The sequence below is a fragment of the Shewanella sp. SM71 genome (assembly GCF_025653905.1).
Taxonomy (GTDB): domain Bacteria; phylum Pseudomonadota; class Gammaproteobacteria; order Enterobacterales; family Shewanellaceae; genus Shewanella; species Shewanella oncorhynchi.
Genome location: NZ_JAKKRW010000008.1, coordinates 31,690 through 49,265, shown reverse-complemented (window position 1 = coordinate 49,265; position 17,576 = coordinate 31,690). Strand labels below are relative to the sequence as shown.

The 17,576-nt window shown below is 43.9% G+C and carries 15 protein-coding genes; 11 read left to right on the top strand and 4 right to left on the bottom strand.

What is annotated here, in order from left to right; genetic code table 11:
• The first annotated feature begins 25 nt into the window (after positions 1 to 25).
• Genes L5L97_RS09620 through L5L97_RS09610 form a run of 3 tightly spaced genes read left to right on the top strand, consistent with a single transcriptional unit; the run spans position 26 to position 2,228 of the window.
• On the top strand, positions 26 to 508 hold the full coding sequence (locus L5L97_RS09620; RefSeq protein WP_113941529.1) for a copper chaperone PCu(A)C: 483 nt from the start codon (positions 26 to 28) through the stop codon (positions 506 to 508).
• A gap of 11 nt (positions 509 to 519) precedes the next feature.
• Entirely contained in the window at positions 520 to 1,488 is a 969-nt protein-coding gene (locus tag L5L97_RS09615) for a DUF2333 family protein (RefSeq protein ID WP_105251468.1), read from the top strand.
• A 2-nt stretch (positions 1,489 to 1,490) separates the two neighbouring features.
• Complete coding sequence (locus L5L97_RS09610) at positions 1,491 to 2,228, top strand: TIGR04219 family outer membrane beta-barrel protein (RefSeq protein WP_173246867.1); 738 nt, start codon at positions 1,491 to 1,493, stop codon at positions 2,226 to 2,228.
• Between the two features lie 77 nt (positions 2,229 to 2,305).
• On the opposite strand, the gene tolC is transcribed toward L5L97_RS09610, so the two are convergent.
• A complete protein-coding gene (gene tolC, locus L5L97_RS09605; protein WP_263181664.1) occupies positions 2,306 to 3,613 on the bottom strand; it encodes an outer membrane channel protein TolC in 1,308 nt (435 codons plus the stop codon).
• A gap of 244 nt (positions 3,614 to 3,857) precedes the next feature.
• On the opposite strand from tolC, the gene nudF reads away from it, so the two are divergent.
• From nudF to parC, 7 genes are read left to right on the top strand one after another with little or no spacing between them, the layout of a single operon-like run.
• Positions 3,858 to 4,460, top strand: coding sequence for an ADP-ribose diphosphatase (gene nudF, locus L5L97_RS09600; protein ID WP_028759445.1), 603 nt, complete (start codon positions 3,858 to 3,860; stop codon positions 4,458 to 4,460).
• 6 nt (positions 4,461 to 4,466) lie between these two features.
• A complete protein-coding gene (locus L5L97_RS09595) occupies positions 4,467 to 4,907 on the top strand; it encodes a DUF1249 domain-containing protein (protein WP_263181663.1) in 441 nt (146 codons plus the stop codon).
• Between the two features lie 15 nt (positions 4,908 to 4,922).
• Positions 4,923 to 5,762, top strand: a complete 840-nt coding sequence (gene cpdA, locus L5L97_RS09590) for a 3',5'-cyclic-AMP phosphodiesterase (RefSeq protein WP_105251471.1) — start codon at positions 4,923 to 4,925, stop codon at positions 5,760 to 5,762.
• 26 nt (positions 5,763 to 5,788) lie between these two features.
• On the top strand, positions 5,789 to 6,364 hold the full coding sequence (locus L5L97_RS09585; RefSeq protein ID WP_263181662.1) for a YqiA/YcfP family alpha/beta fold hydrolase: 576 nt from the start codon (positions 5,789 to 5,791) through the stop codon (positions 6,362 to 6,364).
• A 56-nt stretch (positions 6,365 to 6,420) separates the two neighbouring features.
• On the top strand, positions 6,421 to 8,307 hold the full coding sequence (gene parE, locus L5L97_RS09580; RefSeq protein WP_263181661.1) for a DNA topoisomerase IV subunit B: 1,887 nt from the start codon (positions 6,421 to 6,423) through the stop codon (positions 8,305 to 8,307).
• 52 nt (positions 8,308 to 8,359) lie between these two features.
• Positions 8,360 to 9,532, top strand: coding sequence for a PQQ-dependent sugar dehydrogenase (locus L5L97_RS09575; RefSeq protein ID WP_105251474.1), 1,173 nt, complete (start codon positions 8,360 to 8,362; stop codon positions 9,530 to 9,532).
• The gene (gene parC / locus L5L97_RS09570; RefSeq protein ID WP_198573784.1) at positions 9,525 to 11,801 is read left to right on the top strand and encodes a DNA topoisomerase IV subunit A; all 2,277 of its coding nucleotides are present in this window, start codon (positions 9,525 to 9,527) and stop codon (positions 11,799 to 11,801) included. The genes L5L97_RS09575 and parC overlap by 8 nt, the downstream gene beginning before the upstream one ends.
• 166 nt (positions 11,802 to 11,967) lie before the next feature.
• Here the strand turns inward: parC and L5L97_RS09565 are convergent, their stop codons facing one another.
• Positions 11,968 to 13,062: a porin gene (locus L5L97_RS09565; RefSeq protein ID WP_263181660.1), complete on the bottom strand. Its 1,095-nt coding sequence runs from the start codon at positions 13,060 to 13,062 to the stop codon at positions 11,968 to 11,970.
• A 435-nt stretch (positions 13,063 to 13,497) separates the two neighbouring features.
• Entirely contained in the window at positions 13,498 to 14,562 is a 1,065-nt protein-coding gene (locus L5L97_RS09560; protein WP_263181659.1) for a porin, read from the bottom strand.
• A 426-nt stretch (positions 14,563 to 14,988) separates the two neighbouring features.
• On the opposite strand from L5L97_RS09560, the gene tcdA reads away from it, so the two are divergent.
• Positions 14,989 to 15,798, top strand: coding sequence for a tRNA cyclic N6-threonylcarbamoyladenosine(37) synthase TcdA (tcdA, locus tag L5L97_RS09555; protein WP_263142810.1), 810 nt, complete (start codon positions 14,989 to 14,991; stop codon positions 15,796 to 15,798).
• A gap of 86 nt (positions 15,799 to 15,884) precedes the next feature.
• On the opposite strand, the gene L5L97_RS09550 is transcribed toward tcdA, so the two are convergent.
• Entirely contained in the window at positions 15,885 to 17,510 is a 1,626-nt protein-coding gene (locus tag L5L97_RS09550; RefSeq protein WP_263181658.1) for an ATP-binding protein, read from the bottom strand.
• Positions 17,511 to 17,576: the final 66 nt, after the last annotated feature.

Sequence of the window (17,576 nt, the reverse complement as noted above, 5' to 3'; positions counted from 1 at the left end):
TCCTTTACGACGACATTGGGTAGACATGGAGTTTAAGACATTGAAACCAATATTCAAACAGCTGTTTAATTGTCTAGTTTTATCTTGTGCATCATTTTCAGCGTTGGCGAACGTAGTCATGACTGAAGGTCATATACGCGCCATGCCTGAGACAGTACCAAATACTGCCGCTTACTTTACGCTTGAAAACCACACAGATAAAGCGATTCGTCTTATCGGTGTCAGTACGACTGTGGCAAAGGATGCCCAATTACACACGATTATCGAAGACCAAGGCATGGTGAAGATGCGCCATGTTGAAGGTTTTGACATCCCCTCCCATGGCACATTAACGTTAACGCCGTCAGGGGATCACGTCATGTTGCTTGGCTTAAAAGCGCCATTGGTGTTAGAGCAACAAGTTGAACTGCAATTAGAGTTTGACGGTGGCGAGAAAATGGCAATTACCCTGCCTGTTAGTAAAGCAGTAGAAAACGCCGCAGAGCAAGAGCATCATCACCATCATTAAGGAGTCGCTTGATGCAAATTACATGGAAAAAAGTTACCGGGGTCGGTTTATTTTTAGTATTAATCGGTTATGGCGTGAGTGTATGGTGGAGTATCGAACCGGATCCGATTAGCCCTCAACAATTAACAGCATCCAATAAGAATATTGTTGGATACGCTACTACTACATCGCTAATCCTCACAGTCGAAAATTTACTCGATAAGCAAGGTGGTTGGTTATCAAACGATGTGATGCCACCTTCCATCTTCATGGATAATATGCCCGCATTTGAATATGGTGCTTTGGAGCAAGCCCGTGATTTAGCTTTGATTATGCGTAAAGAGTTTAGCCGCTCACAGTCACAATCTGCGGCGGACAAAGATTTAGGCGAAGCCCAATCTAAGCTCAATATTGACCACACTAGCTGGTTAGTACCCAGTGCCGAAAGCGAATATCGCGATGCAATCAAATTGCTGAAGCTTTATCGTGCCCGCATGATGGACCCAAATAATCAAGATGCACAGTTTTATGCCCGTGCTGACAACCTTAATGAATGGTTGAAAGAAGTGCAGAAACGTCTGGGCAGTATGTCGCAGCGTTTATCTGCCAGCGTTGGCCAAGAGCGCTTAAATACAGACCTAGCTGGTGACAATTCGGCGCGTCAATCAACCCCAAATTTGACCAGCCATCAGGTAAAAACCAGTTGGTGGAAAATTGATGATGTCTTCTATGAGAGCCGTGGTGCTTCATGGGCGTTGTTGAACTTTATGCGCGCAGTTGAAGTTGACTTTGCTGACGTATTGAAGAAGAAAAATGCTGAAGTAAGCCTAAGACAGATCATTCGTGAACTGGAAGCGACTCAGCAAACTGTCTGGAGCCCTGTTGTGCTTAATGGCAGCGGTTTTGGCTTAGTCGCTAATCATTCATTGGTTATGGCTAACTATGTATCCCGTGCGAATGCCGCGGTGATTGATTTAACGAACTTGCTATCTCAAGGTTAATTATGAAAAAAACTCTCCTCGCCAGTGCGGTATTAGGATTCTGTATGGCCTCATCTGCCCAAGCGGCAACTGTGGTTGGTTTTACGATTGGTGGTGATTACTGGCGCGCCGATACTAGCGGTACTTTTGCTGATAAAGGTCAACCACAACAAACATTTGATTACAGTTCATCTGCTCAAGGCAGTTATTGGATTGCAGTTGAGCACCCATTGCCATTTGTCCCTAATATTAAAATCCGTGAAAATAGCCTAGATCAGAAAGGCGGCATGTCGGATGCTGATTTCAACTTCAATGGTCATGATTTTAACGGCAATGTTACTACTTATACTGATTTGAGTAACACAGACTTCGTGCTGTACTACGAAATATTGGACAACGACATAGTGTCATTGGACCTTGGTGCTGCATACAAGTTAATGAATGGTTCACTGCGCGTGCAAGATCCTGGTCACCCTGAAGAGAAAGATGTCGATAGCGGTATTGTGATGGGTTACGCCAGTACGCATGTAGGTATGCCTGGCTTAGGCTTGTACGGTTTTGCTGATTTGATGCAGGGCGTCAATGAGTCAAGCGTGCACGACTATGCTATTGGTTTAGGTTGGCAATTTGATGGTTTGGCCGTCGATACCCGTGTACGTGTAGGCTACCGTGAATTTTTATTCGATGTGAGTAATTTCTCGGGTGTGAGTGCTGATACTAAATTTAAAGGTTATTTTGCGGGTGTTGAAATCAACTTCTAATTTTGTTGATTTTTAACTTTTAAGCATAAAAAAACCGCCAAATGGCGGTTTTTTATATTTAATGACTGAGAGCGTTGTTACTGTGCAATCAAGCCATTATTGATGGCGATAACATCATCTTCATTCAATGTACCCGCAGCTTGCTTTAGTGCAATAACTGAGTTGATGTAGCTATAGCGCGCATCGGATAATTTACGTTTTGAGTCGTACAAGTCACGGGTACGGTTCAAAACATCAACGATAGTACGAGTACCCACTTCGAAACCCGCTTGAGTGGCTTTTAGGGCACTTTCTGATGAAATAACCGATTGCTCATAAGCTTTGATTGAGCTGATAGAAGCGCCTACGTTGTTGTAGTTATTACGAACGTTTTTCACTACACCACGGTAAATTTGCTCAAGCTTTTCACTTGCTTCAACATACTGGAATTGTGCTTCATTAACTTGTGAGCTGACTTTAAAACCTTCGAAAATCGGAATGCTTAAGTTGACACCAACGCTGACATTATCAAAATCAGGTTCGTTGAGATTACCCATTTTTTGCTCAAGACCTTTGTTGTAACCGGCATTTAAGCTTAAAGACGGCATGTGGCCTGCTTGATAAAGCTTAATGGTCTCTTGGGCAATATCTTTACCAATACGTTGAGTCATTAAATCAACACTATTGGTTTCAGCAATTTTTAACCATTCGCTAGATGACGTTGGCGCTGGCGTAACGGCTGAGAAACGGTTGGTATCTAGCACATTAATCGTCTTGTGATCGATGCCAGTGATTTCACGTAAGGCTTCATAACTATTGGCGAGCGTGTTTTCGGCTAAAATTTCAGTGGCTGAGGCTAAGTCATATTGCGCTTGAGCTTCATGCACATCGGTAATCGCGGTTAAACCCACTGCGAAACGTTGTTTAGTTTGTTCAAGTTGACGCTCGATTGCGCGTTTTTCTGCACCTTGGAACTCGTAGTTGTCTTTCGCCGTTAATACATCGAAATAGGCTTTAGTGATACGAGTAATCAAGTTTTGTAATGCGGAAGCATAAGCGGAATCAGCTTGAGAAGCGGCTTTCTCAGCAAGACTTAAACCAACCCAAGCACTGTGATCATAGATGACTTGATTTAATTTCAGGCTACCTACTAGACCACTTGCATCATCCTTCGGATCATTCCAAGCTTTGTCATAACCGACGTTTGCACTAATGGTTGGCAACAGCGGAGCGCGGTTTTGCTCGATTTTCTCAAACAAACCATTACGCTGGGCTTGGGCTTGCAATACGAGCGGGTCGCTGGTCAGTGCTTGCTGATAAATTTGCAACAAATCATCTGCTTGCACCGCTGAAGCGGAAGCCGCAAGTGTTAATGCTGCGCATAAATTATGGATCTTAAATTTCATTTGCTGTCCTTATTAGACAAAATCCCCCCACGGAGGAATATTTTAACTTCGTTTAGACTAAGTAATGCCTTTACCAAGGCGGTTTGCGCTTCCCGACGCTTCCCGATACAGCTAAAACTTAATGACCTAGAGTCTAAGAACTCTGACACTTTCAAGTCAAATTCGAAGTGTAACAGATTTTATTTTAAAAATGTGCTCAAATTGCCTTGATTGTAGGCGCAAATTTAACTTTTAAGGATAGAGTATGAAACCCCCTGTTTTTTCGCAAACGGATATTGAGATCTTAGGAAAAAAATCCCTTTATCAAGGGTTTTTCTCAATGGACGAATACACTTTCAAGCATAAATTATTCGCTGGTGGCTGGAGTAAGCCTGTCACTCGCGAAGTGTTTGAACGGGGTCATGCTGTGGTCGTTCTGCCCTATGATGCCAAGCAAGATAAAGTCGTACTCATTGAACAGGTACGTTTTCCTGCATTAGCAACCGCTAAATCTCCTTGGCTTCTTGAGTTAGTCGCGGGTATGATTGCGCCCGCAGAAACGCCTCTGGATGTTGCACACCGCGAATTAATGGAAGAAACAGGCTTAATGGCTAAGCAAATACACAGTGTAAATAGCTATTTAGCGAGCCCCGGTGGTAGTACAGAACGTTTCTATTTCTATTGGGCTGATGTCGATTCAAACGACGCCCGTGGATTGCATGGATTAGCTGAAGAGCACGAAGATATTCGATTGCATGTCATGAGCCGCGAGCAAGCTTATGAGCGAGTGGTTGCGGGCGAGATTGATAATGCGTCGACCGTTATTGGATTACAATGGTTACAATTAAACTATCAGCAACTGGTTTAAGTTGGGATGAATTTGGCTACTTCGAGTCTAAAACGGCGCTATAAACCCAACGTCAGTGATTTTTTAGCACTGTGCGGGCGTAATTATGGCTACATATTGAAATGGTTACCGTTAGAGATAGCTATCGGTGAGTCATGGCGACTCGAAGGTGAGTTTGGTATATTAGTAGTGCGAATTTTAGAAAATACCAAATATACTCAGCTAGTTGAGATATCTCGTCCCATCGAAATAAAGGAGTTTATCAATACTCCCAAGGTGTTAGTGAGAATTTATCACGATGCTAAATTAGCAGAAGTGTTAACTGGCCAACAGATTTACCAATTACGCCCAGTGTATGATTATCCCAATGTACGCATGTATCAAAGTGATGAAAAGTACCAGGTGAATGCATTCCTGGAAGAGTTGTTAAAGATTGGTTACCAACACAGTGTCGTGTGCCAGTCTTAGAATTGGGTATTCAATGTGCTGAAAGAGGCTGTCTCTTACTCCATAGCTGAAGGGGAAAGCGTGCGTATCGTGCAAGTCACAGATCCGCATCTTTTTGCCGATCCTGAAGCTCAGCTATTAGGAGTTAATACTAGCAAAAGTTTTGCTGCCGTATTAAATACGATTAGAGCTGTGGACTATCCTGCTCACTTGATGCTCGCCACGGGCGATTTGAGTCAAGACTATTCGGCTGAGTCCTATCAGCAATTTGTGAAAGCAGTCACCCCCGTTGGCTTACCTTGCCATTATCTTCCTGGAAATCATGACGATCCACGGATCATGTATCTGCACATGCAGGGTGAACAGATTTTTGGGCAGCAGCGTATTCTGGCGGGAAACTGGCAAATCCTCATGTTGGATTCAACCGTGCGGGGAAAGCCTGGCGGCAATATGGCCGAGACTCAGTTCGAATTAATTGACGAAGCCATTGCCGCACATCCTGAATGCCATACTTTACTGGTGATGCATCACAATCCCATCGTTGTGAATTGTACTTGGCTGGATCAGCACTGCATGGACAATGGCGCCGAGTTTATCGCGCGAGTGGCAAAATATCCGCAGGTCAAAGGATTGCTCTGGGGACATGTGCACCAATGTATTGATACCCATCATAATGGGCCCCATGGCACGTTGCAGTTGATGGCGACACCTTCCACTTGTATTCAATTTAAGCCGTTATCGCCTTATTTTGCCTTGGATGGCGTTCAACCGGGTTATCGTTTGCTGGAGTTGAAAGCCGATGGTAGCATCAACACTAAAGTGTATCGCGTACCGGGTAACCATTTTTCCCCCGACAACAACTCTAGCGGTTATTAACGCGAATAGCCGCAGCCTGAGGAAATATGCTGCTTTATATTCACGGTTTTAATAGCTCTCCATTTTCAGATAAAGCTGTGATGACGGCTAAGTACATGGCGCGGCATCATCCTAGTGTGGCCTTCCATCAGCCCCAATTGCCTAATACACCTAAGGCTGCGATGGTGCTCTTAACCGCTTATGTTGAGGCTGCGATTGATGCCAAAGAGCCATTAGCTTATATAGGCTCATCTTTAGGTGGGTATTTCGCCAGCTATTTAGCCGAAACCTATGGTGGCAAAGCGGTGTTAGTTAATCCTGCGGTAAAACCCTTTGAGTTGTTCGATGAGTTTATGGGGCCGCAATTCAATCCTTACACTGAACAGTATTATCTTGTCTTACCTGAGCATAAGTCTGAAGTCGCTGAATTTAATACGGCTGTGATCCGCAATCCGGATCGTTTTTTGGTATTATTGCAGACAGGTGATGATGTGCTGGATTATCGCGAAGCGGTCAATAAGTATCATCACTGTCAATTGCGAGTTGAAGCGGGTGGTGATCACAGCTTTGTTGGTTATGAGTCGCATCTGCAAACTGTAAGCCAATTTTTACACTTACCTTGACAAACTGACATGCCGAGCCGCAACATGGCCGGATATAACAACCTATAGCGTGCCCTATGACAAATCAATACACCTCTGACGCCATTGAAGTTCTCAACGGACTCGATCCTGTTAAACGCCGTCCAGGTATGTATACCGACACCTCCAGACCGAACCATTTGGGCCAAGAGGTCATAGATAACAGTGTCGATGAGGCATTGGCAGGTCACGCGACAAAAATTGAAGTTGTTCTACATACAGATAACTCCCTCGAAGTCACTGATGATGGCCGTGGTATGCCAGTGGATATCCACCCAGAAGAAGGCATTCCTGGGGTTGAGTTAATTCTGACCAAATTGCATGCTGGCGGTAAATTTTCGAATAAAAACTATCAGTTCTCCGGTGGTTTACACGGTGTTGGTATCTCGGTGGTTAACGCTTTGTCGCGCCGTGTCGAAGTCACGGTTCGCCGTGATGGCCAAGTGTATGACATCGCTTTTGAAAATGGATTTAAGGTTGAAGATTTACGCCCAACAGGGACCTGTGGTCGACGTAATACGGGGACTAGAGTGCATTTTTGGCCCGATGCGGGCTATTTTGATTCGGCTAACTTCTCAAATTCAAAACTGATTTATCTGCTGCGGGCTAAAGCGGTACTGTGTCCAGGTTTACGGATTAAATTCACCAATAAACAGACAAACGAAGTCCATGAATGGTTCTATGAAAGCGGCCTAACTGATTATTTAAAGGCGGCTATCGGTGACAATTTAAGATTGCCAGAAGAGCCGTTTGTGGGTTGCTTTAAAGGCCAACTAGAAGCCGCAGATTGGGCCATTACTTGGTTGCCTGAAGGCGGAGAATCTATTGGCGAGAGTTATGTTAACTTAATTCCGACTCCGCTCGGTGGTACCCATGTGAATGGTTTCCGCCAAGGTTTATTGGAATCGATGCGGGAATTCTGTGAGTTCAGAAATTTAATTCCCCGTGGCATTAAACTTTCACCCGAAGATATCTGGGATCGCGCCGCGTTTATATTGTCGGTGAAGATGCAAGAACCGCAATTCGCTGGTCAAACAAAAGAAAAGCTTTCTAGTCGCCAATGTGCTGCTTTTGTGTCTGGCGTTGTGCGTGACGCATTCTCACTCTGGTTGAACTCAAATACCGAGTTAGCTGAATCCTTAGCCGAAATGTGCATTAATAATGCCCAGAGTCGTTTAAAGGCTGCCAAAAAAGTGGCCCGCAAAAAGGTGACTTCGGGACCTGCACTGCCGGGTAAGCTGACAGACTGTAGTGGCCAAGATCCGATGCGCGGAGAGTTATTCCTCGTGGAAGGGGATTCTGCGGGTGGTAGTGCTAAACAGGCCCGCGATCGTGAGTTTCAAGCCATCATGCCGCTGCGTGGCAAAATCTTGAATACCTGGGAAGTCGATGCTTCACAGGTGTTAGCTTCACAGGAAGTCCATGATATTTCGGTCGCGATTGGTTGCGATCCCGATAGTAGTGATATCTCTGAATTACGTTATGGCAAGATTTGTATCCTTGCGGATGCCGACTCAGACGGACTGCACATTGCTACCTTGTTATGCGCGCTATTTTTGAAGCATTACCGTATCTTAGTTGAGCAGGGTCATGTGTATATTGCTATGCCGCCGTTGTTCCGTATTGATATCGGCAAAGAGGTTTATTACGCCTTAGATGAGGCAGAAAGAGCGGGTATTTTAGACCGTATTGCCGCTGAGAATAAAAAGGGTAAGGTACAAGTCACCCGCTTTAAGGGCTTGGGTGAGATGAATCCTTTACAACTTCGTGAAACAACGATGGATCCAAACACCCGTCGTTTAGTACAGTTGACGATAGATGACATCGAAGAAACGGATGCTTTGATGGATATGTTGCTCGCTAAGAAGCGTTCGCCGGACCGTAAAAACTGGCTTGAAGATAAGGGTGACATGGCTTTACTTTAATGTTGTGCACTATTGCCGATAACAATAAAACATAGGCATAAAGAAAATTACAATGTTGTATATTAAAACTAATAATTATAATTGCTTAAAGGTGTTTTCTGCCGGTTTTACGCTCTTAGCGAGTGTGACGTTATTGCTCTGCAATAGCGCCTTTGCGGGTTCCCAATCGATCATGATTACCGTTGCTAAGGGGTTTGGTTTATCGCTTTATGCCTCGGATATTGGCGATGCTAAGCAGATGGCGATGGGGGCTAATGGCACTTTATTTGTCGGTTCCAATAAGAGCGGCACTATCCATGCTCTCGTTGATAGTAATCAAGATGGTCGTGTCGATAAGCGCTATGTGATAGCCAAAGGGCTTGAATCACCCGATGCGATTGCATTCCACAATGGTGACTTGTTTGTCGCCACTGAAAATCAAATCGTGCGCTTTGTTGATATTGAGCAAAGATTGCGCCGCCCGAGTCGACCCAAAGAGATTTACAGTGACTTGCCTTACTCAGAGAAGAAAAGTTCTCGGGCAATTAATTTTGGCCCAGATGGCCGTTTATATGTGTCTATTGGTGCGCCCTGTAACGTCTGTGAAGCGCCAGTGCCTTACAGTAGTATCATAGCGATCAATGTCGATACAGGCGCGAGTGAGCAGATTGCGGCTGGTGTGCGTGATGCAAGTGGATTTGATTGGTCGCCAATAGACAAAAAATTATGGTTTGCCGATCAAGGCCGTGATTGGATGGGGGACAACTTGCCACCCGATGAGATTAACCGCATCGATGTGATAGGGAGTCATTATGGCTTCCCTTATTTACATGCCAGTAGTGTTGTCGAACCCGCCTATGAAAAACCGAAAAATTTAAAAATCACTCTGCCAATGTATGAATTGCCAGCCCATGTTGCACCCACGGGACTTGCATTTTATCGCGGCAGTCAATTTCCCGATATTTACCATAATCAGTTGTTTGTCGCCGAAAATGGCTCGTGGAATCGTTCGAGTAAAGTTGGCTATCAAGTGGTGATGTTGAAGATTGAAGATCAAAAAGTGGTGAGTCGTGAAACGGTTGTTAGTTTCCTTGACGGTGAATTTCCCGTTGCTCGACCCTTTGCGCTGTTATCGGCATCCGATGGTGCTATGTACATCTCTGATGATTTAAAAGGTAACGTGTATCGCTTGTTTTATAAGGGCGATAGTACTGAAGAAACACAGGAACTAGAAGAAAATGAGTGACGCTATCAAGTTAAGTCTCGATGGGGTAGAGCAAATGCCATTGCGGCGCTTTACCGAAGAGGCTTATCTGAACTATTCCATGTACGTCATTATGGACCGAGCCCTGCCACACATTGGTGATGGACTTAAACCGGTACAGCGTCGAATTATCTATGCGATGAGTGAGTTAGGTTTATCGGCTCAATCTAAGCATAAAAAGTCGGCTCGTACGGTTGGTGACGTATTAGGTAAATACCATCCTCACGGCGATAGTGCCTGTTATGAGGCTATGGTATTGATGGCGCAGCCATTTTCATATCGCTACCCGTTAGTCGATGGCCAAGGTAACTGGGGTGCCCCCGATGATCCTAAGTCATTTGCGGCTATGCGTTATACCGAAGCACGTCTCTCTAAATTCTCTGAAGTGTTACTCAGTGAACTGGGACAAGGTACGGTCGAGTGGGGTGCTAACTTCGACGGTACTTTGAAGGAACCTAAAGTACTGCCTGCACGTTTACCGCATATCTTACTCAATGGTATTACTGGTATTGCCGTAGGTATGGCGACGGATATTCCGCCGCATAACGTGAGAGAATTAGTCTCCGCCTGCGTAGCATTGCTCGATGATCCTAAGCTTGAACTCGAGCAATTGATGGCCTTTGTACCAGGTCCTGATTATCCAACTGAAGCCGAGATTATTACCCCGTCTGCCGATATTGCAAAAATTTATGAGTCGGGCCGTGGGTCATTAAGAGCACGTGCGGTTTACACTGTCGATGGCGGTGAAATCATCATCACGGCGCTGCCGCATCAAGCCAGTAGCGGTAAAATCTTAGAGCAAATCGCCGGTCAAATGCAGGCGAAGAAATTGCCTATGGTGGCCGACTTACGCGATGAGTCGGATCATGAAAACCCAGTGCGTCTTGTGGTGGTGCCTCGCTCCAATCGCGTCGATTGCGATCAACTGATGGCGCATTTGTTTGCCACCACAGATTTAGAAAAGAGCTTTAGAGTTAACTTAAATGTGCTGGGTCTCGATGGGCGTCCGCGAGTTAAAGGGTTGAAAACCTTATTAACTGAGTGGTTAGAGTTCCGCGTTGATACGGTTAAACGTCGTTTAGAATATCGTTTAGACAAGGTGGTATCGCGGTTACATATACTCGAAGCCCTAATGATCGCTTTCCTCAACATTGATGAAGTGATCGAGATTATTCGTTTTCACGATGATCCTAAAGCTGAGTTGATGGCCCGTTTTTCACTCAGTGATAAACAAGCCGAATCGATCCTCGAGTTAAAGTTACGGCATTTAGCTAAGTTAGAAGAATTTAAGATCACGGCCGAACAAAATGAGCTTGAAGCCGAACGCGAAAAACTGGAGCAGTTATTGGGCTCAGAGCGTCGCTTGAAGACGTTGATCAAGAAAGAATTAATTCAAGATGCCGAAACCTATGGCGATAATCGTCGCTCGCCAATCGTATTGCGTAATGAGTCCAAAGCATTAACTGAACAAGAGTTAACGCCGACAGAAGCCGTGACTGTTGTCTTATCTGAAAAAGGTTGGGTGCGTTGTGCTAAGGGCCACGATATCGATCCTTTGTCGCTCTCCTATAAGTCTGGCGACCAATATCTATGTAGCGCGATGGGACGTAGCAATCAGGCCGCAGTGTTTATTGATTCGTCTGGGCGGGCTTTTGCGACGGATAGCCATACTCTGCCATCGGCCCGTAGCCAAGGTGAGCCTATTACGACTCGCTTCAATATGGCTCCTGGCGAAACCATGCAGCATGTGTTGATGGGTGAAGAAGACCAATGTTACTTGTTAGCAACGGATGCGGGTTACGGTTTTATTTGTTCATACAACGATATGGTGTCGCGCAATAAGGCGGGTAAAGCCTTGCTGAGTCTACCAACAAACGCTAAATCATTAACGCCTAAGTTGATCGACCGCACTAAAGAAATGTCACTGCTAGCGATTACAAACGAAGGGCGGATGTTACTGTTTTCGCTAGAAGCGTTACCGCAATTATCCAAGGGTAAAGGTAATAAAATTATTGGCATACCAACCGAAAGGGCCAAGAATCGCGATGAACTTATGACGCATTTACAATTAGTGCCGAGTGATACGCCGGTTACCTTGTGGGCAGGTAAGCGCAAACTCACACTGAAGCCAAGCGATCTTGAGCATTATCGAGGTGAACGTGGTCGTCGTGGTGCAAAATTGCCTAGAGGATTACAACGTGTCGATAGCGTTGAATTAGGTGACGGCGGTGATGCTTTAGCGAGCATCTAATGCTTTGTAATGGTTTCAATGCTGTAAAGAATTAAATGGGTTAACTAAAACCACCTTAGTTTGGCTTAGGTGGTTTTTTATTTTTGGCGCTTTTGGATTAGATTTGAGCCATAAAAAAACCTACTGTATTACTACAATAGGTTTTTATTATCTCTTAGGTAAGAGATTAGAAGTCGTAACGTACGCCTACAGAGAATACGTTGTCATCTTGTAGATCAACTTTGTTACCAGCAACAACATGGTCACCGCGGTACATAGCGTATTGGCCGTATACCATAGTTGATTTAGCTAAACGATAGTCAGCACCTACGCTGAGGTTTTGTACGTTGATGTCGGTCGCTTTTGGCAGAACTGCACCTGTTTTGGTTACGTTAGTGTAGTAGCTACCAAAACCCGTCTCATCAACACCGTATTGAGCTTTAAGGTTTACACCATTTAGATCGTAAGCAACGTTCACGAAGTAAGTGTTACCGTCAACTGAATCGTCAAGTACACTTTCAGAGTTTTGGAATAAGCCACCAACTTTGAATTGACCGAATTTTGCTTGGCCAACTAAACGATACGCATCCACACCTGCAATACCTTTGTTATAAGCTACTGCAGCGTAGTAGTTTTGCTCTTTAAACTTACTGTCACCCAATGTCGCGCTTAGTGCGTATAAGCTTTCATTAGTTGCAGGGGCTGGTTTACCGTCGATTAGCAGATCGTTATTATCATCAAATTGATAGTTAGCGTTTAATGTCACTAAGTCTGCGATTTTTGGCGAGTAATACCATACGCCATCAGCACTACGAGTTTGGGCAGTGACTAAACGGTCGATATCGGCGTTAGTGTTGCCGAAAATATCTACAGCGCCTTCGGCTTGTTTAAATACGGTATCGTTACGACCCACTAACACAGTACCTGCGTCAGTTTTTAAACCTAGATAAGTGTTACGTGCTTTGAAAACTTCACCTGCACCAGAAGTGTTTTCAACTTGGAATTCCATTTGGTAAACAATGTCGTAACCAGCAGCAATTTTTTCAGACCCCTTAACACCTAATAGTGAAAAGTTGTTTTCTAAATAAGTACCACCGTTGTTCTCATCTGCGTAGTTTTTTGTATCAACGCCATTGGTGCCAGATTGTAAGGTTGCACCTGTTTGGCTATTGGTTAATGCTAATTCTAAACGACCATAAAAGCTTGGGCCTTCGGCTAGCGCACCGAATGAAGCCAATGCTAATACTGATGCAACTGATGCAGAGATGAATGTCTTTTTCATGTTTTGTGCTCCCTCGAACCTAAGTTCTTATCCATTTTTCATGGTTTTTGTGTGGTTTAACGCATTTGCTACCTGAGTCGGTAACAAAGTTGCCGCCGATTTTTACAGTTTTACGACTCGCAGGCTGTGGCGCAGATCATGTTTTTGGCTCTCCTTGCCTATATTCGGGCCATTTCTGGGATCTTTCCTTATATCTTGACTGCAAATTTACCTGAAAGGGGTAAAACTCTATTTTTCACTTACTACTTAAGTGGTAGGTAAGGCGGATTGCCTTAGATAGTGCGTCGGCGAGGGTAACTGTAGCATATACTAATGCTGTAGCAAGTCTGTCATATTGGTTATAGATTTGTGTTTGGGGGCGATATCTAAGCAGAAAAAGCGGCCGAAGCCGCTTTTTTATCAATAAATAACCTTGGGGTTAGTTGATTAATCTATTTAAAAATCAACGCGTAAACCGACAGTAAAGATGTTGTCATTCAGGTCTTGCTTTACATCGGCCAACATAAGATCACCATCGAAGCGTGTGTAGTGACCATAGACCATAGTCTTAGTGCTCAGGCGGTAATCTGCGCCCACACTGAACTGTTGCAGGTCAACATCACGGACCTGTTCTAGGCCACTGTTGTCTTGATCACCAACATAACGGCTCACGTATTTACCTAAACCTGAGTTATCTTTGCCGTACATCATCTTTAGTTTTAAGTCGCCAATTAAGTAGGCCGCGTTGACAAAATAGGTATCGCCTGAGAGATTGGCAAACTTATCATCTACATGCTCACTGTGTTGATATAAGGCACCTAAGATTACGTCACCGAATTTAGCTTGGGCCACACCACGGTAGGCTTCAACGTTGTCAATACCATCACTATAGGCGGCAGCGACATAGTAGTTTTGTGCTTTAAAGGCTTTATCCCCTAAGGTGGCGCTCAGAGCATACATTTGATCTTTGCTATACACGTCGTTGCCATTCTTATCCACTTGGTCATAGTTATCACTCATCAGATAAGTGGCATTAAGCGTCACGAGATCGGCAATTTTAGGTGAATAGTAAGAAATGCCATCGGCGGAGCGTGTTTGGCCTGCAACCAGTAAGTCGATATCAGCATTGGTATTACCGAAAAGATCGAAGCTACCTTCAGCTGCTTTAAATACGGTATCGTTACGACCCACTAAAGCCGTACCTGCGGCACTTCTGATACCTAGGAATGTATTACGGGCATTGAAGGTTTTATTTGAGTTGTCAAAGTTTTCGACACCAAATTCCATTTGATAAATGATGTCAAAGTAAGGGCTTACAGCTTCAGAACCTTTTACGCCTAACCAAGAGAAGTTGTTTTCAAGAACAGTGCCCTCCTTTTGGTTTTGAGTTGCATAACCTGTGTCTGAATTGGTAATGGCAAGATCAGCATGGCCATAGAATTCAGGGCCATCGGCGAGTGCTGTGAATGAATAGAGTGTGAGGCTAGAAATAATAGCCGTCGTCAGTAGATTCTTTTTCATCTTCATTTTCCTGTGCTTATCGCTGTTATATGCATTGATAACTTCAGTATCTATGCATGCTGTTGAGCTTTTATGCGGCAAAGTCTGCACAGACTTGAAATGATAAAGTGTGATCTGGATCAAGTTTCATATAAAGAATGGCTTATTCAACATATTGTTTTACAAGTGAAATACATGTTTTTATTAAGTCGATTACCAAATGACTCTGTGGTAAATGATGGGCCTTTGCTTTTATTACACTTATTTAGTGTTCGTATCCCTTTGCATCTAGTGTTTGGTGGCTGAGGATCTGATTTCGGTTTATGTCGATATCGTTTAGAATCCACGGCACATTTCTGGTGTTGCTTTTAAGCTGTCCCAGCTGGTGTTTACTGGATGCTAGGGCAAGCGTTCCTGCTGTTATTGGGTAATATAAGGTAAGTATTTATGACTGAGGCCTATCAAAATCGATTTGGTGGAATTGGCCGTTTGTATGGACAAAAGGCGTTGGCTAAATTTGCCACATCCCATGTGATGGTAATTGGTATTGGTGGCGTCGGTACTTGGGCGGCTGAAGCCTTAGCGCGGAGCGGCATAGGGCAGATAAGCTTGATGGATTTAGATGATATCTGTGTCACTAATACTAACCGACAAATACATGCTCTTAGCTCCACCATCGGCGGTTCTAAAGTTGCTGTGATGGCACAACGGATACGTGAAATTAATCCTGATTGCCAAGTGAATGAAATTGAAGATTTTATTACATTGGATAATCTAGGCGAGTATTTGCTTGGAGCTAAAGAGGGGGGCAATATTGATTATGTTATTGATTGTATTGATGCCGTTAAGCAGAAGGCTGCGTTAATTGCTTGGTGTAAACGTCAAAAAATTAAGATAGTGACAGTGGGCGGTGCGGGTGGACAGACAGATCCGACGCAAATTCAGTTAACTGATCTCGCTAAAACCTACCAAGATCCTTTGCTAGCCAAAGTGCGTAATATTTTGCGCCGCGAGTATAACTTCTCTAAAAACGTGCAACGCCGGTTTGCTATCGATGCTGTTTTTTCCAGTGAGCAGTTAGTGTATCCCCAAGCCGATGGCTCAGTGTGCGGTACTAAAGCGGCGGCTGATGGCAGCATGAGGATGGATTGTGCTTCTGGCTTTGGGGCTGTGACTATGGTCACTGGGACATTTGGTTTTGTGGCGGCAAGTCGCGTGTTAGCGCGATTGGCACAGCAGGCTCAAGAGGCGGTTTAAACTCTTAAACTAGATTCAGTCAAGATATCACCGCTTTCAAGGGCGGTGATACCCCTTCAATATTATGTAATTTCATTAGGTTATAGTTAGATATAAAAATCTTGTTGATTATTGACTGGTTCACATTGAGTGTATGGAAATTTAATATCAAATTGTGGGCCGCCTAGTTTTGAGTCTGCGCGATAACTCATAGTGCCTTTCAACAGTGTTGCGGCATTGAAGGCCGCTGATAATCCTAAGCCAGTACCACCTTTATTACGATTTGTAGTAAAGAAGGGTTCGAACATGTGCTCAGCAACATCTGCTGGAATGGCTAAGCCATTATTTTGAATGCTGATTTGAATTGATTCTTCATCCAAAGTCGCACTAATGTGGATAAGATTGTCTTCATGTCCTTGGAATGCATGGGTAAAGGCGTTCGAGAGAATATTACTAACAATTTGATTTAACAAACTGATATTGGTTTTGATATTGAGTGTAGGCTCCACGTTGATCTCCGTTGAGGCGTTAACATTGGGATGCATAATTAATGTCGACTCTAGGATTTCATGTAGCTGCTGGTTTAGATTACAGCATTGGTGTTCTTCGTGACTGCGATCGATGGCGATCGTTTTAAATTTTTGAATTAAACTACTGGCTTTAGTGATATTACGGACAATGAGTTCACAGCTTTCTTGGTACTCATTAAGTATTTCATTTATCTCATCTAGTGTGGCTTGATCGCTGTGGATCAGGTCGATCAGTTCTTCAATATGGCTGAGTTGCGCACTTGCCGCCGTCAAACAAATGCCAATTGGGGTGTTTATCTCATGGGCAACCCCTGACACGAGTCCACCCAAGGCCGCCATTTTTTCTTGCTCAACTAAAACCTGTTGTGCTCGTTTTAGTGCGCTAAGGGATTGTTCTAATTCTAGTGTTCTTTCTTTTACTTGCCTTGCGAGCTCTTCTTTATAGCTACGTTCGAGCTTGAGTAGCCGCTCTCTATCTTCTAAGGCTATTTGCAGTTCCGTCTTAGAATTCTTTAAGGCGCTAAATGAGCTTCTAAGTTGTACTTGCATGCTATTGATGGAATCAGCGACTTGTTTGAATTCATCAATTTTTTCATGACGGTCAAATTGTAGTGGCTCGTATTCATGGTCTATGTAGATATTTTTGCAGTATTGGCTGAGTTTATCTAAGTGTTTAGTAATGTTGAACCACACTAAAAATAGAATAAACCCAGCCACTAAGAAGGTTTTGATGCCATTAGAAAGCAGAATGATAATGGCCTTATCATACAAGCGTTGATAGATAGCATCGACATCGACTTGTATTTCGAGTGTGCCGACATTGATGTTTTCAGTCGGTGATTTATAGACTAAAGGAAAGGTTTTATCTAAGGAGTGTTCTTGTTTTTGCTCGCCTGCATTCCATGCTTGGCCGCTGTCATCTTTAATCGAAATATAGTTAATATCGGGCAGCTGAATTAGCCCATTGAGCTGAGTGTTAATGAGCCGCTCGTCAATAACCCAAATACTGGCGGCGAGCACATCTAAGTTCACCTTTTCCATGTTGGAAAATACTCTATCGATACGCACTACATCATTGCGATAATCACTGATCAACTGATACGCTGTGGTGATTAAGGTGATAACAGAACTAAAAAGTACAATAGACAGGGTAAGGTGCCTGCCTATGGGGCTTTTGATAAGTTGGCTAAAGAATGTCAGCATCTTAAATTTTCTTTATGCAATAGCGGCTTGAGATGCTTATAAGCATAGACCTACAGATCCAGAAAG

What these genes read in the sequence shown, in the direction of transcription:
- L5L97_RS09620 (WP_113941529.1), top strand. Translation starts at nt 26, where the DNA reads ATGGAGTTTAAGACATTGAAACCAATATTCAAACAGCTGTTTAATTGT.
- L5L97_RS09615 (WP_105251468.1), top strand. Translation starts at nt 520, where the DNA reads ATGCAAATTACATGGAAAAAAGTTACCGGGGTCGGTTTATTTTTAGTA.
- L5L97_RS09610 (WP_173246867.1), top strand. Translation starts at nt 1,491, where the DNA reads ATGAAAAAAACTCTCCTCGCCAGTGCGGTATTAGGATTCTGTATGGCC.
- tolC (WP_263181664.1), bottom strand. Translation starts at nt 3,613, where the DNA reads ATGAAATTTAAGATCCATAATTTATGCGCAGCATTAACACTTGCGGCT.
- nudF (WP_028759445.1), top strand. Translation starts at nt 3,858, where the DNA reads ATGAAACCCCCTGTTTTTTCGCAAACGGATATTGAGATCTTAGGAAAA.
- L5L97_RS09595 (WP_263181663.1), top strand. Translation starts at nt 4,467, where the DNA reads ATGAATTTGGCTACTTCGAGTCTAAAACGGCGCTATAAACCCAACGTC.
- L5L97_RS09585 (WP_263181662.1), top strand. Translation starts at nt 5,789, where the DNA reads ATGCTGCTTTATATTCACGGTTTTAATAGCTCTCCATTTTCAGATAAA.
- parE (WP_263181661.1), top strand. Translation starts at nt 6,421, where the DNA reads ATGACAAATCAATACACCTCTGACGCCATTGAAGTTCTCAACGGACTC.
- L5L97_RS09575 (WP_105251474.1), top strand. Translation starts at nt 8,360, where the DNA reads ATGTTGTATATTAAAACTAATAATTATAATTGCTTAAAGGTGTTTTCT.
- parC (WP_198573784.1), top strand. Translation starts at nt 9,525, where the DNA reads ATGAGTGACGCTATCAAGTTAAGTCTCGATGGGGTAGAGCAAATGCCA.
- L5L97_RS09565 (WP_263181660.1), bottom strand. Translation starts at nt 13,062, where the DNA reads ATGAAAAAGACATTCATCTCTGCATCAGTTGCATCAGTATTAGCATTG.
- L5L97_RS09560 (WP_263181659.1), bottom strand. Translation starts at nt 14,562, where the DNA reads ATGAAAAAGAATCTACTGACGACGGCTATTATTTCTAGCCTCACACTC.
- tcdA (WP_263142810.1), top strand. Translation starts at nt 14,989, where the DNA reads ATGACTGAGGCCTATCAAAATCGATTTGGTGGAATTGGCCGTTTGTAT.
- L5L97_RS09550 (WP_263181658.1), bottom strand. Translation starts at nt 17,510, where the DNA reads ATGCTGACATTCTTTAGCCAACTTATCAAAAGCCCCATAGGCAGGCAC.